Consider the following 23,792-nt stretch of genomic DNA (forward strand, 5'->3'; position numbering starts at 1 on the left):
CATCTAGGAGGCAGGCCATGCGGATCCGAGCGGCACTGACAGTTCTGGCGGCGTGCGCCGCCCTCATCCCGGGGCTCGCCCCACCCGCGCAGGCCGCGGCCGGCCTGACCCAGGTCACCGGCTTCGGCAGCAACCCGGGCGCGCTGCGGATGTACAGCTACGTCCCGGCCGGGTTGCCCGCCGGCCGCCCGCTGATCGTGGCCCTGCACGGCTGCACCCAGAGCGCGTCGGCGTACTACGGCAACTCGGGCTGGTCCAAGTACGCCGACCTGTACGCCGCCGCCCTGGTCTTCCCCGAGCAGACGTCGGCGAACAACGCGCTGTCCTGCTTCAACTGGTTCAACGCCGGCGACATCGCCCGCGGCCGCGGCGAGGCGCTCTCGATCAAGCAGATGGTCGACTTCGCCGTCGCCCGATACGGCTCGGACCCGCGGCGGGTGTACGTGACCGGGCTGTCCGCGGGCGGCGCGATGACGACCGTGATGCTCGCCGCGTACCCGGATGTCTTCGCCGGCGGGGCGGTCGTCGCCGGGCTGCCGTACAACTGCGGGGTCATCTGCCAGTATCTGCCGCAGAGCAAGACCCCGGCGCAGTGGGGCCAGCTCGTGCGCGCCGCCAACCCCGGGTACACCGGCCCGTGGCCCCGCGTCGCGATCTGGCACGGCACCGCCGACACGACCGTGGTGCCGGCCAATGCGACCGAGCTGCGCGACCAGTGGACGAACGTCTGGGGCATCGGCCAGACCCCGGCGGCCACGACCACCCTGCCCGGCGGCACCGTACGCGAGAGCTACGCCACCGCGGACGGCCGGGTGGCCGTGGAGCTCGACCGGGTGCCGGGGCTCGGCCACGGCGCTCCCGTCGACCCGGGCGGCGCGACCGACCAGTGCGGGGCCACCGGCGCGTACTTCCTGGACTCGATCTGCTCGTCGTACCACATCGCCTCGTTCTGGGGCCTGAACGCCTGACGGACCGCTCGCCCGACCTATGCTCGACGGCATGGTGGCCCAGGCGAGCAGGCTCAAGAACGTCCGGTACGACATCCGCGGCCCGGTGCTGCGGCGGGCTCAGGAGCTCGAGAGCGCCGGGCACCGGATCCTCAAACTGAACCTCGGCAACCCCGCGCCCTGGGGGCTGGCCACGCCGGAGCCGATCGTCGCGGACATGGTGCACAACCTCGCCGACGCCGAGGGCTACAGCGACGCGCGGGGCATCTACTCGGCCCGGGTCGCCGTCGCGCAGTATTACCAGACCCTCGGCGTGGAGAGCGTCCAGCCCGACGACGTGTTCCTGGGCAACGGCGTCTCCGAGCTCATCGTGATGTCGCTGCAGGCGCTGCTCAACACCGGCGACGAGGTGCTCGTGCCGAGCCCGGACTACCCGCTCTGGACCGGCGCGGTGACGCTGTGCGGCGGCCGCCCGGTGCACTACCGCTGCGAGGAGTCGCTGGGCTGGGAGCCGGACCTGGAGCACGTCGCGGCGCAGATCACGCCGAACACCCGGGCCATCGTGATCATCAACCCGAACAACCCGACCGGCGCGGTCTACTCCCGCGAGACGCTGCTCGGCCTGCTCGACATCGCCCGCCGGCACGAGCTCCTCGTGCTGGCCGACGAGATCTACGACAAGATCCTGTACGACGACGCGCGCCACGAGTGCGCGGCGGCGCTCGCCCCGGACCTGCTGGTGCTGACCATGAGCGGGCTGTCGAAGACGTACCGTGCGGCGGGCTTCCGCTCGGGCTGGATGGCGCTCAGCGGCCCGCTGCACCGCGCAAGCGAGTACGTCGAGGGCCTGCAACTGCTGGCCAACATGCGGCTGTGCCCCAACGTCCCCGCGCAGCACGCCGTGCAGACGGCGCTCGGCGGCTTCCAGAGCATCAAAACGCTGATCCGGCCGGGCGGGCGCCTCTACGAACAGCGCAACCACGCCTGGCAGAAGATCAACGAGATCCCCGGCGTGGACTGCGTCAAGCCCGACGGCGCGCTCTACCTCTTCGCCCGCCTCGACCCCGAGGTCCACAAGATCCGCGACGACCAGCGCCTCATCATCGACCTGCTGGAGCAGCAACTGATGCTGCTCTCCCACGGCACCGGCTTCAACCTGCCCACCCCGGACCACATCCGGATGGTGTTCCTCGCGCCGGTGGACGTGCTCGACGACGCCACCGACCGCCTGCGCCGCTTCCTGGAGACGTACACCCAGTAGGGTCTCCGGTTCGGTCCTCGCCGGTCGGCGAGCGTTGCGGGCATGACCGTTTCGATCGCCCACGACACGTCGGCATCCCCCGACGCCGCCGCTTAGGTGAGCGAGCATGGCGCCTTAGGTGAGCGTGCATGGCGCCGCCACCGGGCGGCGCACCGCCTTCCCTACCGGCAACGTCGGCACGATCATCGAGCTCAGCGGGCCCGGGGTTGCATTGACCAGCCCGGGCATCGACGGATCAACCCTCCGTAGCCTGCCGGCCGGGTGCCGCGAGCGCCCGGCCGGCGCGCTTGTGCATGATCACGCCGAGGGCGAGCCCGCTGGAGAGCAAGAAGATCTGCGGGTCCAGCTCCGTCGCGTCGAGGACGGTGAAGATCTCCCACCCGGCCGGGCTCGGCAGGCCGAAGCCGCTGTTCGTGAACGCGGTGAACAGCCACACCGGCGCCGAGGCCGGATCCGGCGTGGCGGAGGCCAGGAACACCGGCACCGTCACCGCGACGTCGGCGAGGACCAGCGCGCCGAGCCCACCGATCCACCAGGCCCGGGTGCGGTTACCGGCGGCGGCCGCCCGGTCGACGGCGTACAGCAGCCCGGCCAGCCCGCCGAAGAAGGCCAGGTACGCCGGCGCGTGCACCGCCAGCTTCGAGGAACTGCTGGAGATCGCGTACTGCAGACAACCGAGCACGAAGCCGGGCACCGTGACGGCCAGCACCAGAGTGGTCGTCCCGGCACCGCCGACCGTCCACCAGCGACCGAGCCGGGCCAACCCGACGGCGCCGGCGACCAGCAGCACGGTCATGACCCCGTACTGCAGGTTCTCGGTCGCACTGGGCAGCAGCGCGCTGATCACAGTGACGACGATCAGGGCGGCGATGAACACGGCGACCGCGGCCAGCGGCGCGACGACGGTCAGGCGCAGGGCCCGCCACATCGCCGCGGCGCGTGCCACGGCGGTGACGGGTTCGCGCACCGGCCGGGCGGCGGCGAGGCTTGCGGCGTATTTCAGCATCGCCCAGGGGCGGCCCTCGGCGGCCAGGACGTGCAGCTCGGCGGCCCACTCCCGGTGGACCTGCTCTCGCAGGTGGGTGGGCCAGCGACGGCCGGCCAGGTGGAGCAGCGCCGCAGCGATCCGCCGGCTCACCATGCCGGACTCGCCTTGCCGGTCGCGGCCGGGACGGTGGTCTGCGTGCGCAGCTCGGCGAGGGCCTGCCGCGCCTGCACGACCCCGTCCGGGGTCAGCCGGTAGAACCGGCGGGCCGGTCGCCCTTCGGCCGCAGGGTCGATCTCTTCCCACCGCGCACTGAGCCAGCCCGCCTCCTGCAGCCGGTGCAGGATCGGGTAGAGGCTGCCGCTGCTCAGGCCGGTAGCCCGCATGAGGTCCAACCCGTACCGGTCGGCTTCCGGCTCGGTGAGCAGCACGGCGAGAACCCGGGCCGTCGTTACTGTCATCCGCATCGGCGCACTATATCTAAGGTCTACATAGGGTTCCAGTCCCTACCCGAACCACAACCGGCCCGACGCCGACTGCGCCAGCCGGTTTCACATCCATCGACGGTCGCGTGGCCTCCACCGGCCAGCGGCAGCACGAGCTTGCGACCGCCTGGTGGTCCATGTCACCGCTGTTCCCGGCGAACGACGACCGGCCGCGGGCATGCTGGCATCGCTGTTGACCGCAGTGGCCCGGGCGGTGGTTGGGGGAACCGCCGACCGAGGCGGGGGTTACGGTGGATCAATAGCAACCCGAGGATGAGGCTGCAGATGATTGACATGCAGGAGTTCGCGCGGCGGCTGAGCACTCTCGGAGCTGATGCGGTCACCAGCGACGACGTCGTGGACCTGGCGACCGCCGCCGATATCCGTATCAGCGCTGACCTCGAGATCGACGCCTCTATGGCCCAGCGCTTGCTCGACCAGATCTCGCCCCCGCCGCCCGTCACCGCAGCGCAGATCACGGCGTCGCAATGGCCACCACCTGCGTCGTCCCGGCCTGCGGCGCCGTCGGTGTCATTCTCCAGTCCGGGTGCCGTCGACGGCCCGGCTGATCAGCCGTCGCGACCCCGCAAGTCCGGACCCGGGCGTAGCAATCGGCGACCGGGACCTCGACGACCTGGAAGATGAAACCACCGGCCCGCTCCGGATGGCGGCGAGTGGCCGACACCGCACGAGTACCGATCTTGTGCTCGAAGCCGGCTGGACTGCACCTCGCTACGGCCGAGGTCACGGCGCTGCTTGTGCTGAGCGGCTGACGGTATGGCAGGCCAGCAGCGCGGATCGGCCGGGTGGTCAGTCTCCTACGAACCGAAGCGCCAGGTTACGGTCGGCGCGGCGCCGAACAGCCAGGCGATGCACCGCCTCGAGCACCTCGCGTTCCCGGTCGATGGAGGCTTCCAGCATCTGGTTCAGCTCGTCCAGAAGCTGTGCCATCTCGTCTGATGACAGTTCCAGCGTCCCGTAGAGGTCGATGCGGTCGAGCATCGGCGTCGACCCCATGTGTTGCGCACGTTCGACCGCCCCCGCGAACCGGAATCCCGTGTCGGCGACCACCGCCACCTCGACTGACTGCCGTCGCCGTGGGCACGTGCCCGTCTGCTCGATCCGCAATAGTTCAACGTCGAGGCCCACGGGTTGAGCCTATCGGGCACGCAGAACTGCCTCGAGCTCGCGGTGGATGGCCAGCCTGGCCACTTACTCAAGCATGGCCCGGCGGATCGTGTTGCGGTTCCGGGCGATCCACGAGGCGCTTCGCGCTCGCCAGGTGATGCCCCACAAGATCGGGTACCCGTCGTCGGCAATCGCCGCGGTGCTGTCGATGGTCACGCCTTGGGCGACCGCCTCGTGGCGTGCGTTGTGAATCGCGACGTCGGCAAGTCGATCGACGAGTTCGTCTCGTGCGGCTCGGGGCAGGCCGTAGCCGTCAACGATGGCTCGAGCGTGACGAGCCCTGGTCAGCGCGTCGGGTAGACCCTGCATTTCTGCGACGTCGTCGTCGGCGAGCTGAGCGTTCAGCCAAACCGTCTCGGCGAGTTCCCATAGGCGATCCACCGGGCCGGCGAACTCCCAGTCGATGAACGCGTCTGGTCGCCCGTGTTCGCCGACGATGTTCCACGGCCCAGGATCGCAATGACCGATCACGATGTCGTCGCCGCCAAGCTGGCGCAGCCAGTTCGCCTGCCACACGGCATCGCCGGGCGGCGTGAACGTCGCGGTGGCGTCGTGCAGTCCACGCAGCAGCGTGCCTACCGCGCTCACGGCCTCGTCTGACCAAGCGTGTGGATGCGGAGACTCGCCCGGAACGAAGCTGTACCCGTCGCCGACCACACGCGGCGCTCCGGCGAAACCGACCTGCTCAAGGTGCCTGAGCAAGGCGAACACCGCAGGTGTCCAAGGCCCGGCCGTCTTGCGTACGACTCCGCCGAGCAGAACCGCATCCGCAACGTGCGTGCCGGAGCCCCAAGAGCCGAGCTGCTCAGAAGATCCCACCACGTGCCCTTCGTCGCTCACCGGCCCCAGACAGAGGGCAAGCATCACCACGATGAAGTCGCGTCGCAAGCGAGTTTGGCCGACTGCGACCGCGCCCACGTGAGCCCCGCCACCAGCACGCACGAACGGCGGCAGATCCGGATATCGAGTTGGGGCCCCGCGCGCCGCTGCGTCATTGTGGACGCCATCAGTGAATCTCCAAGGTGAGGTGGGGTGGGAACGTGGCCGATGATCTCGTCGTCGACTTGAGGGGCAGGAGGATGGAGACGCTCGACGACTTCTGGGATGCGGTGTCTGTTCCTTGCGGCCTCCCAGCGTGGTTCGGGAGGAACATTGAGGCCTGGCGTGACACGATCCAGGTCAGAGGTATCTCGGATCTCATCGATCGCCACGATGCGGTCGTCGTTCATGTCGATCGAGTGGGTCTTTTCTCCCGGCGGAACCGCGAGGCTCGGGCGTTGAGAGAGACCTTCGCCGGCCGCGGCTCGCGACTCGTGGTCCATCAGCCGGCGCCGGAGGCGGGGAGAGATCCGAGCGGCGATGAGACGCGGCAAGCCCCGGACTGATCCATAGGAGTGCGCCCGCTCATCGGCGGATCCGCGCACTCGCTTCCCTAAGCGGCTTCATGATTCCTTGCACACAGCGTGAACGGGCTCGGGAGTGCCCGTCGGCGTCACCGGGTGGTCAAGATCCGCGAGTGGTGCCGGTACCCACGAACATCCATGGCGCGCGTTGCCGGCGAGCTGCACCTGCTCCGCCCGGAGGAGAACGAACGGCACGGCGGGCCGCGTCACCGAGCTCGTCGCTGATCCAGGCCACGTCGGCGCCGCCCGCGAAGGTCCACACCAGCCCCCCACAGCATCTGGATCGTCACCAGCGGCAGGAAGCTCGTGACCAGGCCGGCGGCCATCATGGCGACACCCATGAGCAGGTGGGAGACCACCACCGACCATTTGCGGCCGAGGATGTCGGCTACGACCCCGGCCCGGATCTCGGCCACGACCACGACGGCCGCCTGCGCGACGCCGATCAGCACCCGCCCGGACGCCGGCAACCGCGCATCGACCACCAGGTAGACGCTGGTCACCAGCCACCAGCCACCAGCCGCGGTGCAGCACCGCGCGGCATCCGACCCACCACACGTACGCGGTGCCGAGGGGCATTCGCCCGACCGTACGGATGCGCCAGCCGACCGCGCGAATAGCAACGCCGCGCGTGTCAGGATGACGTCGTCACGTCACCTTGGCCCGGATCCACGTCACGCAGGCCTTGTCGACCGTGTCGAACGACCGGCCATACGCGGCGCGCGCGGCCTTGTCAATTCTCTCCCCTCGCCGCAGCACACCGTCGGTGAAAGCGAAGAGCTTGCGTTGGCCGTACTTCTCGGCCATGCACGTGGCGGCGAAATGCCCCATGGCGTAGAGCCGGTCGACGGTACGGTCGTCGGCGGCGCCGGTGAGCGATGTCGTGGCGATCGTCACCGGGGCATCTCGGCGCCGGAATTCCGCTGCGACAACGTCCCAGTTGCCGGTGGTGGCGAGCTTCCGCGGGTACGCGCCGATGTATTCGGCGATGCCTTCGGACAGCCATTGGTGCTCGGAACGCTCCTTGGTGGTGCCGGACAGCGTGACCACGTGACCGAGTTCGTGCTGAACGGTGAAGGCGAGCTGGCGGCGGCTCTTGAGCACCTTGCCAGCCCGCAGCACCACGTCGGCGCCGGACGCGTTCAGCCGCAGCTGGTAGCCGATGAACCACGTCGGCCGGCGTCCGCCGTACCAGCTGTGCCAGGCCCGGTCGTCGGCGAGGTAGACGCGGTAATGCGGCTGCGGATTGTTCACGTACGCGGCAAAGCCGTCGGCGACAACTGCCGCCTTCTCGGCAGCCGCCAGCACCGTCCGCACGTTCTTCTTCTGGCTGCGCGGCGCAGCGACAGTGACCCGCTTGCCGCGCGCAATGATCAGTTCGTCGCCGTCCCACGGCGCCGCCTGCACCTTGTTGCCACCGGCGCCCATGCCGGCCGCCAGATCGGTGATCGTGTACCGGCCGCCGATCATCTCGAACGTGACCAGCTGTGTCGTCTTCGGCGGCCCCTGGTCGAACTCGCTGCGCCAGCCGGGACAGGCCCCGCCGCCGAGGCAGTAGCCCAGCACCGCATTGGCGGTCACCGCGCCGGGCTTGCCGTCCTGCCGCTCGAAGGCGTGGTACTCGACATGGCGCACGTCCAGCCCGCGCAGATTCCGGAAGATCCCCCGGTATCGCTTCAGCAGCGCTGGCCGCTTGGGGTCGACCGGGGCGAGCCAGCCCCTCTCGTCACCCGCGAGCAGGGCCGCCGCCTGGTGGTCCAGAATGGCGACGACCTGCGCGAACGGTGTCGGCGGCGGGCTAGCCGTGTCCTGCTGCAGGTGCACCACCGCCGCCGGCCGGCCGGACGGCCAGAACGCCACGGCACCCGCAGTGACCGCGACCACCGCCGCCGCCAGCCCGGCGACGACCGCAACCGCACGGCGGCGGCGCCGCGAAGCTGAAATATCTTTCACGATCGTGGATCCAAGCATCCCCACGCCGCCAAGACCAATTCGCGCAGCTCAGAAGGTCTCGTAGTCGCCGAGCATGTGGTCCAGCGTGGTCTTGGACGCGCGTCCGCGGACGAGCTCGGTTTAGTCGAGGTCGTCGAGCACCGCCTCTGCCGCCGCTTCCGGCATCGCCAGCAACCGGCGCCGCATCGCTCGAAGCGCCTTGTGACGCGGCAGGCCGCGGGCCTCGGCGCGTCTTTCGAGCCGCCATGTCGTCGTGACGAGGAATTCGCGCAGCCACAGCGGAAGGTTGTCCGCCGGCAAGCCCGACACCAGCTCCAGCATTTCCGTGAGCGCGCGCTCGCTGTCGTCCGACGGGATATCAAGCCGGTGTTCATATCTGACAGCCTGAAGCGCGACCAGACGCACCGCCGCGTCGATGTCGTTCGCCGGCTCGGCTCGTTCGAGGATCGGCTGCGCATCTTCCGATTTCCTCGAGCGCGTAGATATCCGTGCTTCACGTGCGGCACTCACATCGGCGGGATCCGTGGCTCGGACGGGATGCGGTTGTGCTGGCGCTGGCGCGCCCAAACCAGCCCGGCGCCGATCACGCCGCGTGCCTGCTCTCGGTGGCCGGCGCGCACGCTCGGCGGCATGACCGGACGTCGCATCCCAAACATTCAGCCAGGCTGAATGTTTGGGATGGGGGTACCGAGTTCCCAGAACCTGTTGATCGCTTCCCAGTACTTCGCCGACAGCGGGCGGAGCCAAGGCCGGAACGCCTCTGGGTCAACGCCACGCGAGGTGACGGTGTGCATCTGCATGCCTTCGAGATAGCCGATCACGCCCAGCTCAGAGACGTACGGGTCGCCATGAGAGATCAGATGCTCGATGTAGTCGAAGGCGGCATCGAACTCGCTCGTGTCGCCGGCTGCGAGGCGGTCGGCGAGGTGGCCGACCACCCATGCCGCGTCCAGGTAGCCAAGACGACCACCGGGAGAACCCGGGTCGGCGTTGTCGTCAGCAACCTCGCCCCACTCCTCCGACAGTGACGGAAGCGCAGCGAGCAAGAGCGCAGGAACCTGGTCGGCGGTGACGTGTGCTCCGGTAGACCCCACGCCGCCAGCCTAATTAAGGAGCCCTTCGCCCCTTGATCGGATATCCGTACATCGGCAAATCAGTGCGCTGCCCGTTCTGCGTCCGCCGGCGACCGCTCCCGTCAGAACCAAGTCCGCGGGCGGACCAGACGCCACAAACGACCACGCCAACGCGCACGCCGCGGATGCAGGAAGGTCTCGATGTCCTCAAGCGCGTTTCCGGCAGTTCCGCTCACATGTGGCCTGGCGCGTGCCCGGCGGAGCGCTGCGACAACCCGCCGTTCGTCGAGTCGGCCGTAAACTCGTGCCAGATGCCCCAGGCAGGTGGCCGACAGCGCCTGCACCTGGTGGTCATTGTGGTCGAGCAGCGTCAGGTAGAGCTCCTGCGATTCTTTCCAGTCCCCGTCGCCGTACAGCGCGCAGCCCACCATGGCATTCAAAGCGGCCACGATGTCGTCGCGGTCGAGTGCCGCCCGCACGTCGGACGGCGTCGCAGACGGCGGGTTGTGGAAGGTGTGGTGCCGGTGGTCCATGCCTTCCATCTTCGATCATCGGGGCCGCCTTCTCATTGGGCGATCTCGTTGCCCTTCTCGTCGAGCATGTGCTCCGACCAGTACTTGTCCCACTTGTCGTCCACGTGCTGGGGGACCTTGCCCGCGGGGTAGCGGACGTAGCCGGCCGGCGGCTCCTGACCGTCCGGCACGCATGCGCCGCCGGTCGTGCTGCGGACCGCTTTGACCGGGTACTCGCCCGAGGAGCACATCGCGTCCTGGGCGCAGCCGCCGAGCAGGAACAGCGCGGACAGGCCGGCCACGGACATCATCGCCATCATTCGGGTACGCATGCAGCAGAGTCTTGTCACCGTCACGGCGGCGGCCATCCGTACGCGTACTCATAAAGGTCTGGTGTCCGCTGCCCGACGCGGCGGTATCCGGGCGACCCCTTCGTGTTTCTCCCTGGCCGGCAGGACGACACGAGGAGTGGGTTCGCATGGCTGCTGCCCTGGAGGAGTTTCACTACCACGCCACCGACGACGCGGACACCGGCCGGGGGCCGGGCGCCCGGACACCGGCTTCGTTCGGGTCCGGCCCGCCGGAGGCCGCGGATCTGGACCTGGCGGCGCTGGGGCCCGCGTTCACCAGCAACGAGGCCGCCGCTCGCTTCTACCTGGACGCGCTGCTGAGCCGCGACGAGCGGACGGCGATGCAGTCGGTGGTCGCGCCCGAGCGCCCCGAGCGGGTCCCCGGGCTGGTGGTCAAGAAGGACGAGGAGCTGAAGTCGCTGGGTACGCAGCAGGTGCGTTTCGCGCAGACGCACCGCACCGTACCGATCTTCGGGGCCGGCGCAGTGGTCGAGCTGACCGGCGACCGTGACCTGGTCAGCGTCAGCGCCCAGCTGGACGAGGTCACCGGCGTCGACCCGGTGGAGTCGCTGAGCCGCGCCGACGCGCTGGCGCGGGTGGCGGCGTTCACGGGCGCCTCGATGCCGGCCGACGCCGCGGTCGGCGGCAAGCTCATGTACTACAAGGACGAGCGGAGCGGCGCCTGGCACCTGGTGTGGTTCTTCAAGGCGCTGCCCGCTGAGCCGCCCGCGCCGGCGGACAGCCCGCGCGGCCCGGACCGCGGGCACGGGCTGGGCCCCCGCCCGGTGCGCGCCAGCGTCAACTACCTGGTGGACGCGCACGACGGGGAGATTCTGTTCTTCTACAGCAACGTCGCCATGGCCGCGCCGCTCCCCCAGCCGACGAAGTGCACGGGCGTGGACGAGAACGACATGAAGCAGACGTTCTTCGGACTGCTGGATCCCGGCGGCGCCGCCTGTCAGATGGACGACCCGCTGCGGTCGGTGCGGACGTACGACATCCAGTTCGCCGACATCTTCGAGGATCCGCCGGTGCCCGAGCGTGCGGTCGTGGCCACCGGCAGCGACTACGGCACCACGAACCGGGCCGCGGTCTCCGCGCACCTCAACGCCTCGCGGGTGCAGGACTACTACAAGGCGGTGCTGCAGCGCGACGGCATCGACGGGCAGGGCATGGTGCTCGTGTCGATGGTCAACACGACGGCGAGCGGGTTCGGCGCTCCCCCGGTGCTCAAGAACGCCTTCTGGTCGCAGGGCCGCATGTGGTACGGCCAGGTCCGCGCGGCCGACGGCCGGCTGGTGAGCCTGTCGCGCTTCCTCGACGTCATCGGTCACGAGCTCACCCACGGCGTGATCGAGACGACGTCCAACCTGGTGTACGCGACCCAGTCCGGCGCGCTCAACGAGTCGTTCGCCGACATCGCGGGCGTGATCATCAACAACTGGTACACCGCGCCGGACCGCGACGACGTCGGCACCTGGACGTGGGAGATCGGCGCGGGCCTGGGTCCGGACGGGGAGCCGCTGCGCGACTTCGCCGACCCGAAACGCCTGGGCGACCCGGCGCACATGGACGACTTCCGCGCGCTGGGCCCGGGCGAGGCGCCGCACCCGCGGCTCAACGACTCCGGCTGGGTGCACGCGAACAGCAACATCCACAACAAGGCGGTGCACAACCTGCTGACGATGACCGAGGGCGGCCACCGGGTCTTCACCGTGCAGGACGTGGCCGTGCTGACGTACCTGGGCATGGCCCGGCTCGTTCCGCTCGCCACGTTCTCGCAGGCGTTGCAGGCGATCGTGGACGTGGCGCTGACGTACTTCGGCGGGAGCCCGGACCGCGACACGAAGGTGGCCGCGATCCGGAGCGCCTACGCCGCGGTCGGGATCAGCTGAGAGCTGCGGGCCCGCTAACGGGACCACCAGACGGTGGTGTCCGGCGGCAGGGTCACCGTGTCCGGGTCGGCGTCGATCGGGCCGCTCGCGAGCAGCACCTCGCCGGCTCGGTCGACGCGTACGGGCGCCGTGCCCATGTTGACCGTGCACCGGAAGCCGTCGCGGTCGAACGTCAGCACGCCGGCGGGCGCGTCCACCCAGCGCAGGTTGTCCGGCGCGCCGAGGCCCGGGTGCGACCGGCGGATCGCCAGCGCGGCCCGGTACAGCGACAGGGTCGAGCCGGGGGTGTTCTCCTGCGCCGCCACGCTGAGCTGGGCCCAGGTGTCCGGCTGCGGCAGCCAGCTCGGGCCGCCGTCGGGGCCGAAGCCGTACGGGGCCCGGTCGCCGTGCCACGGGATCGGGACGCGGCAGCCGTCGCGGTAGCCGTCCTGCCCGGTGGCCCGGTGGAACGCCGGGTCCTGGCGTACCTCCGGCGGCAGGTCGACGACCTCGGGCAGGCCCAGCTCCTCGCCCTGGTAGAGGTACGCCGAGCCGGGCAGCGCGAGCAGCAGCAGGGAGGCGGCGCGGGCCCGGCGCAGCCCGGAGACCGGGTCGACGGCGGTCGGACGGCGGCCGGCGACGTCGCCCTCGTTCTCCTGCAGCAGGCGGTTGGTGTGCCGGACCACGTCGTGGTTCGACAGCGTCCAGGTGGCGGGGGCGCCGACCGCGCGCATGGCCGCCAGCGAGGCGTCGATCATCCGGCGCTGGTCCTCGACGTCCCAGGCGGTGCCGAGGTAGCTGAAGTTGAACGCCTGGTGCAGCTCGTCGGGGCGCACGTACGCGGCCACCCGCTCCAGCGTCGGCGCCCACGCCTCGGCGACGGCGATGCGCTCGCCGGGGTACTCGTCGAGGATCCGCCGCCAGCTGCGGTAGATCTCGTGCACGCCGTCGCGGTCGAAGCAGGGGCTGACGCCGACGTCGAGCAGGTGCCACTGCGTCTCGACGCCGAGGTCCGGCAGGCCCTGGGCCTTGACGAGCCCGTGCGCGACGTCGATGCGGAAACCGTCGACGCCGAGGTCGAGCCAGAACCGCAGGATCGTGCGGAACTCGTCGGCGACCGCGGGGTGGTCCCAGTTGAAGTCGGGCTGCTCGGGGGCGAACAGGTGCAGGTACCACTCGCCCGGCGTGCCGTCGGGGTTCGTGGTCCGGGTCCAGGCCGGCCCGCCGAAGATGGACGGCCAGTCGTTGGGCGGCAGCTCGCCGCCGGCGCCGCGGCCGGGACGGAAGTGGTAGCGGTCCCGGAACGGCGAGCCGGGGCCCTCGGCGACGGCGCGCCGGAACCACTCGTGCCGGTCGGAGGAGTGGTTGGGGACGAGGTCGACGATGACCCGCAGCCCGAGGTCGTGGGCGTCGGCGATGAGCCCCTGAGCGTCGGCGAGGGTGCCGAACACCGGGTCGACGGTGCGGTAGTCCGCGACGTCGTAGCCGGCGTCCGCCTGCGGGGAGGCGTAGAAGGGCGACAGCCACACCGCGTCGACGCCGAGGTCCCGCAGGTACGGCAGCCGGCCGCGGATGCCGGGCAGGTCGCCGATGCCGTCGCCGTTCGAGTCGGCGAAGCTGCGCGGGTAGATCTGGTAGATGACCGCGTCCCGCCACCAGGAGACGGACGCGGCGACGGCGGAGTCCCGCCGGTCGATCAGCTGATCGGTCATGGCGGAGCACGCTAGCACGTTACTAACACGTGTTACATGGGTGTGGCCGTGGAATCCCGGACGACGAGCGACGTGCCCAGCACCTGATGCGGGTGCTGGTCCTCGCCCCGGATGGCGGAGATCAGGAAGTCGGCCGCGGTCCGGCCCTTGGTCACGATCGGCTGGCGTACGGTGGTCAGCCGCGGCCGGAACCACGCGGACTCGGCGAGGTCGTCGAAGCCCGTGACGGAGACCTGCCCCGGCACGTCGATGCCCAGCTCCTGGCAGGCGTCGATCGCGCCGTACGCGAGCACGTCGGACAGCGCCAGGATCGCCGTCGGCCGGGTCCCCTCCATCATCCGGCGGGCCGCGCGGTAGCCGTCCGTACGGGTCACCGGCACCTCGGCGAGCGTCACGTCGGCCATGCTCAGCCCGGCCTCCGCGAGGGCCTCGGCGATGCCGGACATCCGCCGCGCCAGCGGTCCCCGGTACCCGCGCTCGGCGGCGTCCGGGCCGGGATCCATGGAGAGCACGCCCAGCCGCCGGTGCCCCAGCTCCAGCAGGTGCCGGGTGACGTCGCGCGCGCCGGCGTGGTCGTCGACGTCCACACTGGGCGCGCCCTCGTACCGGTCGCTGTCGATGAGCACGAACGGGATGCCGCGTCGCTCCAGCTCGGCCACCTCGCCGCGGTCGGTCTCCAGCCCGCACACGACGAAGCCGTCGACCGCCGCGTACGGGATGGCCTTGAGCACCGAGTCCTGCAGCGGCGGGCTCAGCAGCAGCGTGTAGCCCTCCTGGTCGCAGATCTGCCCGACACCCATGAGGAATCGCGAGTAGTACGGGTTCTCGAGGATCCGCGCCAGCCGTTGCGGCAGCAGCACGCCGAGCGAGTTCGTCGTGCCCGCCTGCAGCATGCGCGCGAGGGTGTTCGGGGTGTAGCCGATCTCCTCGGCCACCGCGAGGATGCGCTCGCGGGTCGCGGCGGAGATGCGGTGCGGATTGTTGAACGCGAACGACACCGCGGAGCGGGAGACCCCGGCCGCGGCGGCGACATCGCTGGACGTCGGCTTGCCGCCGGCCCGTCTCGACGGCATGGGCTCACAAACCTCGCAGTCGTGGGTGGGCGCCTACGATATCCCAGCTACTCCGCGGGCAGCCGGACCGTGACGGTGGTTCCCTCGCCCACGGTGGACGCCACCTCGATGCGCCCGCCGTGGTTCTCCACGATGGTCCGGACGATCGCGAGGCCCAGGCCGGTGCCGGGGATGGCCTGGTGGATCGCGTTGCTGGCACGGAAGAAACGGGCGAACAGCGAGTGCTGCTCGCCGGGCGGGATGCCGATCCCGGTGTCGGCCACGGCGAGCCGGACCTCGTCGCCCTCCCGGCGGGCCGTCAGCGTGACGGCTCCCCCGGCCGGGGTGAACTTCACGGCGTTGGAGAGCAGGTTCATCAGGACCCGGTCGAGCTGTTCGGCGTCCGCGGACAGCTCCAGCGGCCGGTCCACCTCGGTACGCAGCTCGACCTGGGACTTCGCCGCCGCCGGGGCGACCGCGGCGAGCGCCTGCTCCGCGACGGCGACGAGGTCGACCGGGCCGCGCGTGGTCCGGAACGCGCCCGACTCGATCTTGGAGAGGATCAGCATGTCCTCGATGAGCTCGCGCAGCCGGCGGGTGTTGCGCCCGATGACCTCGAGCATCCGCCGCTGCGGCGGGCCGAGCTCGCCGGCCTCGGCGTCCAGCAGCAGCTCGACATAGCCGGCGATGCTGGTCAGTGGCGTGCGCAGCTCGTGCGACACGGTCGACATGAAGTCGTTCTTGGCGGTGTCGAGCTCCTGCAGCCGGGCCACGAGGTGCCGCTCGCGTTCGAACAGCCGGGCGTGGTGCACCCCGCGGCCCAGGTCCGCGGCGATGCTCTCGACCAGCCGGATGTCGACCGGCGTCCAGCCCGGCCCGGCGTCGCGGATCAGCGTGAGCGCACCGAGGCGTTCGTCGCCGCCGTTGACCGCGACGGTGAGCACCGGGCCGTCGCCGACCGCGGCCCAGGCCCGCTGCTCGGCCTCCGGCGGATGGACGTCCCGGCCCGGTGACGGGTCGTCGGTGGCCCACACGTCGCCGAGGTTCAGCCAGCCGGCGTCGCAGTCGGCGAGCTCCTTCAGGACCCCGCCGACGTGCTCGTCGTGCAGGCTGACCAGCGGCGGCACGTCGGTCTGCCCGGGCGCCATCCGTACCAGCACGTGATCGGCCCCGATGATCTGCGCCAGCCCCTGCACGGCCTCGCGGATCGCGTCCTCGACCTTGAGGTGCGCACGGATCCGGTAGCCGAGCCGGCGGACCTCCCCGCGCAGCCGGGCCACGTCCTGCTCGGCGCTGCGGATCAGGTCGCCCCGCTCGGCCATCTCGTTGACGGCCTGCGCGACGGCTCGGATCTCGGTGGGGCCCGCGCTCGCGTCGGCGCGCAGGTCGAGCTCGCCGGAGCGGCGCCGGTCGATGACCGAGACGACGCGCGCCAGCGGCCGGGTGATGCGCCCGGCGACGAGGACTGCCGCGAGGGCCGCGGTGATCGCCGCCAGCAGGGTCAGCGCCACCACCACCGCGGTCGTCACGACGCTCAGCCGGGAGCTGCGCTCCTGCAGGTCGGCCACCCGGCCGGCCAGGTCCGTGTCGAACGCCCGGTTCTGCGCCACGAACTCCTGGAACAGCTGCTTGCCCTCGGTCACGTACCCGGCCGCGGCCTCGCTGCGCGGCGGGGCGTCACGTTGCCGCTCGGCCAGCGCCCACCACGCGTCGGCGCGTTCCAGCTGGCGGTGGACCGCGTCGGCCTCCCGCTGCTCCGCGAGCTCGCGCAGCTTCCGGCCGGTGACCCCGAAGGCGCTGCGCGCGACGTGGTACGTGTCCAGCAGCTGCCCGTCACCGGTGAGCAGATATCCCCGCAGGCTGCGCTGCGCGTCGGCCAGCACGCTGTGCATCTCGGCGTTGGCCAGCTCGAGCGGCTGCACGTGCCTCGACAGCTCGTCCACCACGCGATGCTGCATGATCAGGGCGGTCGTCTCGGCGGCGCCGGAGAGCACGATCAACGCCACCAGCGCGGCGAAGGCCCGGGTGAGCAGGCGGCCGACGGACCGGTCGCGGCGCATCGGCGTCGGCCCGTTGTCAGGCCCGCGCCCGGCTGAGCAGCGCCTGGATCCGCGACACCAGCTCGCGCGGGCTGAACGGCTTGGTCACGTAGTCGTCGGCGCCCGCGCTGAAGCCGCCCTCGACGTCCTGCTCCTGCACCCGGGCAGTGAGCATGATGATCAGCATCCCGGCGGTGGCCGGGTCGGCCCGCAGCATCCGGCACACGTCGATGCCCGACAGGCCGGGCATGGAGACGTCCAGCACGGCGAGCACGGGCCGGTGCGCGCGGGCCTGCTCGAGGGCGGCCTGCCCGTCCTCCACCGCGACCACCTCGAGCCCGGCCTGTTCGAGCTTGAACGCGACCAGGTCACGGATGTCGGCGTCGTCGTCGGCGACCAGGACCACCGTCACGGCTGTTCCCCCCATGATTTGCAACTTCTACGAACAATATCCGGTTGATCCCCTCTGCGGCGGCGGCTCGGCGCAACCGCACGGCAACTGCCGCGCAGCTTTGCCTGCAGCCCCGGCCCGGTGTGCTGGTCACAGACGCCCGACCGGCACGACAGGAGGACTCCATGACCGCCGTGGAACCGGACGACATTCGCATCGAGGCCTTGTTCGTCTCGGAGTTGCAGCGCTCGGACCAGCCGACTCCGGAGCTCATCCGCGCCGTGGTGAACGAGACCGTCGAGCGCCTCGGTGCCGGCGGATGCGCGGCGCTGGTGGCGCAGGAGTTCGGCGAGCACCCCGACTGCGCGCTCGGCCGGATGCGCTGGGCCCGCCGGGCGGTACGGACGGCGTACGAGGCCGCCTGAACGTCTGACGTCGCACCCCCGCCAGGCGATTACCGTGGGTGAGGTTTCCGACCGGTAACCCATGCCCCAGGGAGGTGCGGCCGTCGTGGTCGAGCAGGTCACCGGTCGGCACAGGGCGCCCGGAACGATCCGGCTCAGCATCGGCACCACTACACCGCGTCACCTGTTCACCGCGTCGAGAGGCCGGCGCTGGCCCTGGGCCGTCGTCGCCGCGGCGCTGCTGGCACTGGCCGCCACGGTCCCCCCGCTGCTGCACGACGCCCCCGGTACGCCGCAGGCCGCCGTACCGTTGCCGGCGATCTCTCTCCCGCGGCTCGAACCCACCGCCGTACCGGATCCGTCGCCGACGGCGACCCGGCGGCCGCTGCGTGCCGTCGCCCAGGTCCGCAAGTCCTCGTCCCCCTCGGCGGAGCCGACGCCGAGCGCGGCTCCCGTCCTCCTCGGCCCGGCGGACCCCGCGCAGTTGCCCCAGCTGCTCACCGACTACTGCCGCGCGACCGTCGGCAGGCACACCCTCGCGGTCTCCACCGCCGGCGGCTGGGTCTGCGGGCGGCTGGCGCGTGAGCCCGTGCCGATCGACATGGACGCCATGTGCCGCCGGCGCTACGGCGCCGCCGCGTGGGCGGATCTGCCCGGCGGCGCGGGCCCGGGAGGGTGGCGCTGCTACCGCGACGGGCCGTAAGCTGCCTGCCATGCACGCGCGATTGAGCATGTGGTGGCGCGCCGACCCGGCGGCCACAACCTTCCGCGCGTAACCCACCCACCGCGGCCGCCTCCGACGAGGCGGCCTTCTTCGTGTGGCCCGGTTCCTCGGCAGGCGGTCCCAGCCCGAATCGGGGACCCGCATGACACCGTTCGCCCTGCTCCACCGCGACGGCGCCGACCACGTCGAGATCCTGCACGGCGATGTCGTCACCGCCGCGACGCTCGCCGACATCCCGCTCCCAGCCGGCGCCGGCCCGCGGACCCTCGCGCTGGTCCCGTACCGGCAGGTCGCCGAGCGCGGCTTCGCCTGCGTGGACGACGCCGCCCCGCTGGAATGCCTGCGGATCGCCTCCTGCGAGACCGTGCCGCTCGCCGAGATGATCGCCTCCTTGCCCACGACGCCGCTGCGGCTGCGCGACGCCGGTTTCGACATCTCCGACGAGGCGTACGGGGAGGTGGTCGGCGACGTGCTGCGCGACGAGATCGGCCACGGTGAGGGCGCCAACTTCGTCATCCACCGCGTCTTCGAGGCCACCGTCGAGGGCGATCCGGTCGAGGCGGCGCGTGCGGCGTTCCGCAATCTGCTCACCGGCGAGCGCGGCGCGTACTGGACGTTCCTGGTGCACACCGGCACCCGTACGCTCGTCGGCGCCACCCCGGAACGGCACGTCAGCGTCGACGACGGGCTCACCATGATGAACCCGATCAGCGGCACGTTCCGCCACGACGGCGACCGCGACCTCGCCGAGTTCCTCGCCGACCGCAAGGAGACCGAAGAGCTCTACATGGTGCTGGACGAGGAGCTCAAGATGATGGCCGCGGTGGCCGAGCACGGCGGGCAGGTCGTCGGCCCGTACCTCAAGCAGATGGCCCACCTGACCCACACCGAGTACCTGCTCGCCGGGCGCGGCTCCCTGGACGTGCGCGACGTGCTGCGCGAGACGATGTTCGCGCCCACGGTCACCGGCAGCCCGATCGAGAACGCCTGCCGGGTCATCGCCCGCCACGAGCGCCGCGGCCGCGGCTACTACGCCGGCGTGCTGGCCCTGCTCGGCCACGACGACGCCGGACGGCAGACGCTCGACGCGCCGATCCTCATCCGGACCGCGGAGATCTCCGCCGCCGGCGCGCTGCGGGTGCCGGTCGGCGCGACCCTGGTGCGGCACTCGACCGCCGAGGGCGAGGTCGCCGAGACCCACACCAAGGCGGCGGGCGTGCTGGCCGCGCTGGGCGCGTCCCCGGCCCGGCCCGCACCGGTACGCCCGCAGCACACGGGCCCGCACATCGAGGCCGCCCTCGCCGCCCGCAACGACGGCCTCGCCCGCTTCTGGCTCGACCAGCGCCGCCCCGGCGCCCTGACCGTGCCGGCGCTCGACGGGCGCACCGCGGTGATCGTGGACGCCGAGGACACCTTCACCGCCATGCTGGCGCACCAGCTGCGCGCCCTCGGCCTGCGGGTGAGCGTGGTGTCCTGGACGATGTCCGCCGTGCCGGAGGCGGACCTCGTGATCGCGGGGCCCGGCCCGGGCGACCCGGCGTCCGCCGACCCGAAGATGGTGCTGCTGCGCGGGCTGGTCGCCGACCGTCTCGCCGCGCGCAGGCCGGTGCTGGGCGTGTGCCTCGGGCATCAGATCCTCTGCGCGGCGCTCGGGCTGCGCCTGCACCGGCGGGACGCGCCGTACCAGGGGGTCGCGCGGGACATCGACCTGTTCGGCACGACCCGGCGGGTGGGTTTCTACTCCAGCTTCACCGCCCTGGCCGCCCCGATCGACGGTGTGCAGATCGCCGCCGACGCGGACGGGACCGTCCACGCCGTACGCGGGCCGGGCTTCGCCGGGGTGCAGTTCCACCCCGAATCGGTGCTCAGCGCGGACGGCGTCACCGTGCTCGCGGAACTTCTCCCGCCTCTTCTCGATCCGGTGATTAGCCCGGCGATGAGGGGGTAGCGAAAGGGACGTCGGTGGTTCAAGCGGATCGAGAGCCTCCGCTTGGACCACCGGCCCTTTCCCCCGTCTCGTAGACTCTGCGCCGGTGGCAGCGTGTCCCGAGCAGGCCGCCGGATCGCCGACGGTCTCTCCGGGGCACCCCCGTGGGCGAGCACCATGAGCCACGCAGCGCATCGCCGGCGCGCCGCCGCGCTCCGCGCGAGACAGCGCAGGCACGACCGGGCATCGTCGGGGCACGCTGTTCCACCGGTACGCGTCAGCGCCGCGCTGGCCGACGCCTTCCTGACCTGCCGCTGGCGCCGTACCCACCTGATGCGCACGGGACGCCGGGTCCTCGGTGCCCGGCCGCCGTGGCTGCCGCCCGCGGTGGCCGCCGTGCTGCGGGCGTACCGGAATCCCCCGGCCGACCGGCCCCGCGAGCTCGCCGCCTTCCTCGCGGCCCTGCCCGGCACCGGCGGATGGCCGCTCGTCCACCGGCACCGGATCCGGGTCCGCCTCGCGACCGCCGTCCGCGTCGTACGGATGCGCTGGGACACGCCGCGCCTCGACGACCTCACCGCGCTGGCGGACTTCCTCGGGCTCGACGGCGACGAGCTCGACTGGTACGCCGACCGCAAGGAGTTCAACCGCCACGCGCGCGACGAAAGCCTGCGCCACTACCGCTACACCTGGCTGCCCCGCCGCCTCATCGAAGCCCCGCCGCGCACCCACCTCGCCGGCGCTGGCCAACCTGCTCGCGTACCGGCTGGACCGCAGGCTGACCGGCCTCGCCGAACGCTTCGGCGCCGCGTACTCCCGCTACGCCGACGACCTGGCGTTCTCGGGCCCGCTGTCCGGTGGCACGGCCGGCCGCCTCGTGGCGGCGGTGACCACTGTGGTCACCGCGGAGGGCTTCCGCGTGCATCCGGGCAAGACCCGGGTCCGGGGCCGCGCCGACCGGCAGCTGCTCACCGGTCTGGTCGTCAACGACCACCCGGCGGTGCCCCGCGCCGAGTACGACCACCTGCGCGCCGTCCTGCACGACGCCGCCCGCAACGGGTTGGCCGCCGCCGACCGCGAGGGGCACCGGGACTTCGCCGCGTACCTGAGGGGCCGGGTCGCCTGGGTCGCGCACGGCCACCCGTCCCGGGCCGGGAAACTGCACCGCCTGCTCGAAGCCGCCCTGGCCGGCGCCTCCGGGCCCTAGGCGAGCGCCTGCCGCACCGCCGTCACGAAGCTCCAGAACAGCGGCGTGGTGGTGTTCTTGCGCTGAGCCGCGGTGTTGGTGCCGAACATCGCCGCGCGCAGCGGCGTGGTCAGCTCCAGCTGGGCGCCGCCGTTGCTGTAGGTGCGGTTCACGATGTTGGCGGGGTCGTCGCCGTCGAGCGCGGGCCGGGTGGCGCCGTCGACGACCGCGACCGGCACCTCGCGGCCGCCGGCGGTCACCGTCAGCCCGGCAGCGGCGATGGTGGCCGTCAGCCGGGCCTTGAGCGCGGTGTCGCGGCCGCCGACCACCACGCCCGGGGCGTCGCCGGAGGGCAGGCCGGCCTGCGCCGGCGTGCACCCGTGCAGGGAGACCGCCCGCCGCGCGCCCGCCACGAGCAGCTCGGCCACCGGGTCGTCGCAGTGGACGGAGGTGACGTGCAGCTCGGCGTTGCCCTGGGCGCGCAGGCCCTCGAACATCCAGTAGTCGTGCAGCGACGCCGTGCCGGCCATCGTCGCCGGGTGGTAGCCGGCGACGGCCAGGCACAACTCGGACGTGCCCGGCTCGATGCCGCCGCCGTGCAGCGCCATGATCACCGTCTCGGGCAGCGCGACCGCGGCTGCCTGGCTGTCGTCGAACGCGGCATGGCGCCGGTAGCGCCGGCCGTAGTCGACACCTTCCGTCTCCGCCGCGTAGAGCTCAGTGTTCGATCCGTACGTATCCGCCGCCGCGGCCGGGCGCGGCCGCGTCTCCAGCAGACCGAGCACCGCCGCCGATCCGCCCAGAGCCACCAATGCCTGCCGCCGTGAGATAGCACCCATGGCAGTCATCCTGGTCCATGCGCCCCGATCCCGTTGTCCCTTCGTCGCCCAGCGGACGGCACCGACCCGGCGTACGTTGCGGAGATGGAATACCGGACCCTGGGGCGCAGCGGCTGCGCCGTCTCGAATCTCTGCTTGGGCACCATGACGTTCGGCGCCGAGTCCGACGAACAGGTGTCGCATGCGCAGCTGGACCGCTTCGTCGAGGCGGGCGGCACCTTCGTCGACACCGCCGACGTGTACGCGAAGGGCGAGTCCGAGCGCATCATCGGGCGGTGGTTCGCCGCGCGCGGGTCCGAGGTCACCGACCGGGTCGTGCTCGCCACGAAGGGCCGCTTCCCGATGGCCGGCGACCCGAATGGGCTGGGGCTGTCGGCGCGGCACCTGACCCGCGCCCTCGACGACTCGCTGGGCCGGCTCGGACTGGACAGCGTGGACCTGTACCAGGCGCACTCCTGGGATCCGGTGACGCCGATCGAGGAGACGCTGCTGACCCTCGACGGGTTCGTCAAGGCCGGGAAGATCCGCTACTACGGCTTCTCCAACTTCACCGGATGGCAGCTCACGAAGGCCGTCCACGTGGCACGCGAGCTGCGGGTCGCCGCGCCGGTCACCCTGCAGCCGCAGTACAGCCTGCTGGTCCGGGAGATCGAGTGGGAGATCGTGCCCGCCGCGCGGGACGCCGGGATGGGGCTGCTGCCGTGGAGCCCGCTGGGCGGTGGCTGGCTGTCCGGCAAGTACAAGCGCGACCAGCGCCCGTCCGGCGCGACCCGGCTGGGCGAGGACCCGGGCCGGGGCATGGAGGCGTGGGAGCGGCGCGGCACGCAACGTACGTGGGACGTGATCGACGCGGTCCAGCGCATCGCCGAGGCGCGCGGGGTGTCGATGGCCGAGGTGGCGCTGGCCTGGGTCACCGACCGGCCCGCCGTCACGTCGACGATCCTCGGCGCCCGTACGGTCGAGCAGCTCGAGACCAACCTGCGGGCCGCGGACCTGCACCTCGACGAGGCGGAGACCGCGGCCCTCGACGAGGCGAGCGACCTGCAGGCGAGCGACTACCCGTACGGCCCGCTGGGGGTGGATCAGCGCAGCCGCACCCTCGGCTGACGGTCACGCCGCGCTGGGGCCGAGTGCCGGTCCGGACGACGGCCCCGGCTCCTTCAGCTCGATGAAGACGGAGTGCGTACGGCTGTCGCCGATGTTCTCCCCGACGTGCTGCTGCGCGCCCAGCCACCGGGCCTCCCCCGCGCGCAGCTCGACGTCCACGCTCTGATCGCCGGCGGTGACCCGCCGCCGGAAATCGGTGAGCGTCACCATCACGCTGTCCGGGTGCCGGTGCATGTGCGTCCGGTCGCCGGGCTCGTCGCGGTACTGCAGAACGCGCACGCGCTCGTTCTCGAAGAGGACCGAGTAGAGGTCCGGGTCTGTCACGGTCGGGTCGTCGTGGCTCATGGCGGACACCCCCTGACGGGCTTCATGGGACTGAA

The 23,792-nt window shown here is 71.6% G+C and carries 25 protein-coding genes; 9 read left to right on the forward strand and 16 right to left on the reverse strand.

Going from position 1 to position 23,792, the window contains the following annotated elements:
- Positions 1-17 precede the first annotated feature (17 nt).
- On the forward strand, positions 18-968 hold the full coding sequence (locus AB0K03_RS08955; RefSeq protein WP_364682296.1) for a PHB depolymerase family esterase: 951 nt from the start codon (positions 18-20) through the stop codon (positions 966-968).
- Between the two features lie 31 nt (positions 969-999).
- Positions 1,000-2,208: a pyridoxal phosphate-dependent aminotransferase gene (locus AB0K03_RS08960; protein WP_364682298.1), complete on the forward strand. Its 1,209-nt coding sequence runs from the start codon at positions 1,000-1,002 to the stop codon at positions 2,206-2,208.
- Between the two features lie 235 nt (positions 2,209-2,443).
- Here AB0K03_RS08960 and AB0K03_RS08965 read toward each other — a convergent pair whose 3' ends face one another.
- The 4 genes from AB0K03_RS08965 to AB0K03_RS08980 all read right to left on the reverse strand — a co-directional run bounded on the left by AB0K03_RS08965 (position 2,444) and on the right by AB0K03_RS08980 (position 5,784).
- Complete coding sequence (locus AB0K03_RS08965) at positions 2,444-3,349, reverse strand: hypothetical protein (RefSeq protein ID WP_364682300.1); 906 nt, start codon at positions 3,347-3,349, stop codon at positions 2,444-2,446.
- The gene (locus tag AB0K03_RS08970; protein ID WP_364682301.1) at positions 3,343-3,660 is read right to left on the reverse strand and encodes a PadR family transcriptional regulator; all 318 of its coding nucleotides are present in this window, start codon (positions 3,658-3,660) and stop codon (positions 3,343-3,345) included. Before AB0K03_RS08970 ends, AB0K03_RS08965 begins: the two co-directional genes overlap by 7 nt.
- A gap of 828 nt (positions 3,661-4,488) precedes the next feature.
- On the reverse strand, positions 4,489-4,827 hold the full coding sequence (locus AB0K03_RS08975; RefSeq protein WP_364682303.1) for a hypothetical protein: 339 nt from the start codon (positions 4,825-4,827) through the stop codon (positions 4,489-4,491).
- 63 nt (positions 4,828-4,890) lie between these two features.
- Positions 4,891-5,784, reverse strand: coding sequence for a phosphotransferase (locus AB0K03_RS08980; protein WP_364682305.1), 894 nt, complete (start codon positions 5,782-5,784; stop codon positions 4,891-4,893).
- A 122-nt stretch (positions 5,785-5,906) separates the two neighbouring features.
- Here AB0K03_RS08980 and AB0K03_RS08985 point away from each other — a divergent pair, with 122 nt between their 5' ends.
- A complete protein-coding gene (locus AB0K03_RS08985) occupies positions 5,907-6,251 on the forward strand; it encodes a barstar family protein (RefSeq protein ID WP_364679599.1) in 345 nt (114 codons plus the stop codon).
- A gap of 224 nt (positions 6,252-6,475) precedes the next feature.
- On the opposite strand, the gene AB0K03_RS08990 is transcribed toward AB0K03_RS08985, so the two are convergent.
- The 6 genes from AB0K03_RS08990 to AB0K03_RS09015 form a co-directional block, all read right to left on the reverse strand.
- Complete coding sequence (locus AB0K03_RS08990; RefSeq protein WP_364682307.1) at positions 6,476-6,772, reverse strand: hypothetical protein; 297 nt, start codon at positions 6,770-6,772, stop codon at positions 6,476-6,478.
- A 145-nt stretch (positions 6,773-6,917) separates the two neighbouring features.
- The gene (locus tag AB0K03_RS08995) at positions 6,918-8,222 is read right to left on the reverse strand and encodes a hypothetical protein (protein ID WP_364682309.1); all 1,305 of its coding nucleotides are present in this window, start codon (positions 8,220-8,222) and stop codon (positions 6,918-6,920) included.
- A gap of 120 nt (positions 8,223-8,342) precedes the next feature.
- Positions 8,343-8,732 carry a hypothetical protein gene (locus AB0K03_RS09000; protein ID WP_364682311.1) on the reverse strand — a complete coding sequence of 130 codons (390 nt, stop codon included), beginning with the start codon at positions 8,730-8,732 and terminating at the stop codon, positions 8,343-8,345.
- A 146-nt stretch (positions 8,733-8,878) separates the two neighbouring features.
- Complete coding sequence (locus tag AB0K03_RS09005; RefSeq protein ID WP_364682312.1) at positions 8,879-9,316, reverse strand: DUF7674 family protein; 438 nt, start codon at positions 9,314-9,316, stop codon at positions 8,879-8,881.
- Between the two features lie 101 nt (positions 9,317-9,417).
- Complete coding sequence (locus AB0K03_RS09010; RefSeq protein ID WP_364682314.1) at positions 9,418-9,837, reverse strand: hypothetical protein; 420 nt, start codon at positions 9,835-9,837, stop codon at positions 9,418-9,420.
- A 23-nt stretch (positions 9,838-9,860) separates the two neighbouring features.
- Complete coding sequence (locus AB0K03_RS09015) at positions 9,861-10,139, reverse strand: SCO0607 family lipoprotein (protein ID WP_364682316.1); 279 nt, start codon at positions 10,137-10,139, stop codon at positions 9,861-9,863.
- Between the two features lie 146 nt (positions 10,140-10,285).
- On the opposite strand from AB0K03_RS09015, the gene AB0K03_RS09020 reads away from it, so the two are divergent.
- Positions 10,286-12,052 carry a M4 family metallopeptidase gene (locus tag AB0K03_RS09020; RefSeq protein WP_364682318.1) on the forward strand — a complete coding sequence of 589 codons (1,767 nt, stop codon included), beginning with the start codon at positions 10,286-10,288 and terminating at the stop codon, positions 12,050-12,052.
- Between the two features lie 14 nt (positions 12,053-12,066).
- Here the strand turns inward: AB0K03_RS09020 and AB0K03_RS09025 are convergent, their stop codons facing one another.
- From AB0K03_RS09025 to AB0K03_RS09040, 4 genes are read right to left on the reverse strand one after another with little or no spacing between them, the layout of a single operon-like run.
- Entirely contained in the window at positions 12,067-13,743 is a 1,677-nt protein-coding gene (locus tag AB0K03_RS09025) for a glycoside hydrolase family 13 protein (RefSeq protein WP_364682320.1), read from the reverse strand.
- 32 nt (positions 13,744-13,775) lie between these two features.
- Positions 13,776-14,816, reverse strand: coding sequence for a LacI family DNA-binding transcriptional regulator (locus AB0K03_RS09030; RefSeq protein ID WP_364682322.1), 1,041 nt, complete (start codon positions 14,814-14,816; stop codon positions 13,776-13,778).
- Positions 14,817-14,863: 47 nt separating this feature from the next.
- Positions 14,864-16,855: an ATP-binding protein gene (locus AB0K03_RS09035; RefSeq protein ID WP_364682324.1), complete on the reverse strand. Its 1,992-nt coding sequence runs from the start codon at positions 16,853-16,855 to the stop codon at positions 14,864-14,866.
- Positions 16,856-16,871: 16 nt separating this feature from the next.
- Positions 16,872-17,246 (reverse strand): response regulator, encoded by a 375-nt coding sequence (locus AB0K03_RS09040; protein ID WP_364682456.1) that lies wholly within the window; start codon positions 17,244-17,246, stop codon positions 16,872-16,874.
- A gap of 164 nt (positions 17,247-17,410) precedes the next feature.
- Here AB0K03_RS09040 and AB0K03_RS09045 point away from each other — a divergent pair, with 164 nt between their 5' ends.
- From AB0K03_RS09045 to AB0K03_RS09060, 4 genes are all read left to right on the forward strand, one after another.
- On the forward strand, positions 17,411-17,650 hold the full coding sequence (locus AB0K03_RS09045; protein ID WP_364682326.1) for a hypothetical protein: 240 nt from the start codon (positions 17,411-17,413) through the stop codon (positions 17,648-17,650).
- Positions 17,651-17,711: 61 nt separating this feature from the next.
- Positions 17,712-18,332: a hypothetical protein gene (locus AB0K03_RS09050; RefSeq protein ID WP_364682328.1), complete on the forward strand. Its 621-nt coding sequence runs from the start codon at positions 17,712-17,714 to the stop codon at positions 18,330-18,332.
- A 163-nt stretch (positions 18,333-18,495) separates the two neighbouring features.
- Positions 18,496-20,301, forward strand: a complete 1,806-nt coding sequence (locus AB0K03_RS09055; protein WP_364682330.1) for an anthranilate synthase family protein — start codon at positions 18,496-18,498, stop codon at positions 20,299-20,301.
- An 865-nt stretch (positions 20,302-21,166) separates the two neighbouring features.
- Entirely contained in the window at positions 21,167-21,487 is a 321-nt protein-coding gene (locus tag AB0K03_RS09060; RefSeq protein WP_364682332.1) for a hypothetical protein, read from the forward strand.
- Here the strand turns inward: AB0K03_RS09060 and AB0K03_RS09065 are convergent.
- Positions 21,484-22,305 carry a poly-gamma-glutamate hydrolase family protein gene (locus AB0K03_RS09065; RefSeq protein ID WP_364682334.1) on the reverse strand — a complete coding sequence of 274 codons (822 nt, stop codon included), beginning with the start codon at positions 22,303-22,305 and terminating at the stop codon, positions 21,484-21,486. The genes AB0K03_RS09060 and AB0K03_RS09065 overlap by 4 nt on opposite strands.
- A gap of 84 nt (positions 22,306-22,389) precedes the next feature.
- On the opposite strand from AB0K03_RS09065, the gene AB0K03_RS09070 reads away from it, so the two are divergent.
- Positions 22,390-23,412: an aldo/keto reductase gene (locus tag AB0K03_RS09070; RefSeq protein WP_364682335.1), complete on the forward strand. Its 1,023-nt coding sequence runs from the start codon at positions 22,390-22,392 to the stop codon at positions 23,410-23,412.
- A 3-nt stretch (positions 23,413-23,415) separates the two neighbouring features.
- On the opposite strand, the gene AB0K03_RS09075 is transcribed toward AB0K03_RS09070, so the two are convergent.
- Positions 23,416-23,757 carry a cytoplasmic protein gene (locus AB0K03_RS09075; protein ID WP_364682337.1) on the reverse strand — a complete coding sequence of 114 codons (342 nt, stop codon included), beginning with the start codon at positions 23,755-23,757 and terminating at the stop codon, positions 23,416-23,418.
- Between the last annotated feature and the right edge of the window lie 35 nt (positions 23,758-23,792).

It is taken from the genome of Actinoplanes sp. NPDC049316, from assembly GCF_040677315.1.
In the GTDB taxonomy this organism is placed as follows: Bacteria; Actinomycetota; Actinomycetes; order Mycobacteriales; family Micromonosporaceae; genus Actinoplanes.

Excerpts from the sequence above, each read along its gene's own strand:
- AB0K03_RS08955 (WP_364682296.1), top strand. The coding sequence starts at position 18 with ATGCGGATCCGAGCGGCACTGACAGTTCTGGCGGCGTGCGCCGCCCTC.
- AB0K03_RS09015 (WP_364682316.1), bottom strand. The coding sequence starts at position 10,139 with ATGCGTACCCGAATGATGGCGATGATGTCCGTGGCCGGCCTGTCCGCG.
- AB0K03_RS09075 (WP_364682337.1), bottom strand. The coding sequence starts at position 23,757 with ATGAGCCACGACGACCCGACCGTGACAGACCCGGACCTCTACTCGGTC.
- AB0K03_RS09045 (WP_364682326.1), top strand. The coding sequence starts at position 17,411 with ATGACCGCCGTGGAACCGGACGACATTCGCATCGAGGCCTTGTTCGTC.
- AB0K03_RS09055 (WP_364682330.1), top strand. The coding sequence starts at position 18,496 with ATGACACCGTTCGCCCTGCTCCACCGCGACGGCGCCGACCACGTCGAG.
- AB0K03_RS09070 (WP_364682335.1), top strand. The coding sequence starts at position 22,390 with ATGGAATACCGGACCCTGGGGCGCAGCGGCTGCGCCGTCTCGAATCTC.
- AB0K03_RS08965 (WP_364682300.1), bottom strand. The coding sequence starts at position 3,349 with ATGGTGAGCCGGCGGATCGCTGCGGCGCTGCTCCACCTGGCCGGCCGT.
- AB0K03_RS08960 (WP_364682298.1), top strand. The coding sequence starts at position 1,000 with ATGGTGGCCCAGGCGAGCAGGCTCAAGAACGTCCGGTACGACATCCGC.
- AB0K03_RS09065 (WP_364682334.1), bottom strand. The coding sequence starts at position 22,305 with ATGGGTGCTATCTCACGGCGGCAGGCATTGGTGGCTCTGGGCGGATCG.
- AB0K03_RS09030 (WP_364682322.1), bottom strand. The coding sequence starts at position 14,816 with ATGCCGTCGAGACGGGCCGGCGGCAAGCCGACGTCCAGCGATGTCGCC.
- AB0K03_RS09010 (WP_364682314.1), bottom strand. The coding sequence starts at position 9,837 with ATGGAAGGCATGGACCACCGGCACCACACCTTCCACAACCCGCCGTCT.
- AB0K03_RS09025 (WP_364682320.1), bottom strand. The coding sequence starts at position 13,743 with ATGACCGATCAGCTGATCGACCGGCGGGACTCCGCCGTCGCCGCGTCC.
- AB0K03_RS08970 (WP_364682301.1), bottom strand. The coding sequence starts at position 3,660 with ATGCGGATGACAGTAACGACGGCCCGGGTTCTCGCCGTGCTGCTCACC.
- AB0K03_RS09050 (WP_364682328.1), top strand. The coding sequence starts at position 17,712 with ATGCCCCAGGGAGGTGCGGCCGTCGTGGTCGAGCAGGTCACCGGTCGG.
- AB0K03_RS09035 (WP_364682324.1), bottom strand. The coding sequence starts at position 16,855 with ATGCGCCGCGACCGGTCCGTCGGCCGCCTGCTCACCCGGGCCTTCGCC.
- AB0K03_RS09020 (WP_364682318.1), top strand. The coding sequence starts at position 10,286 with ATGGCTGCTGCCCTGGAGGAGTTTCACTACCACGCCACCGACGACGCG.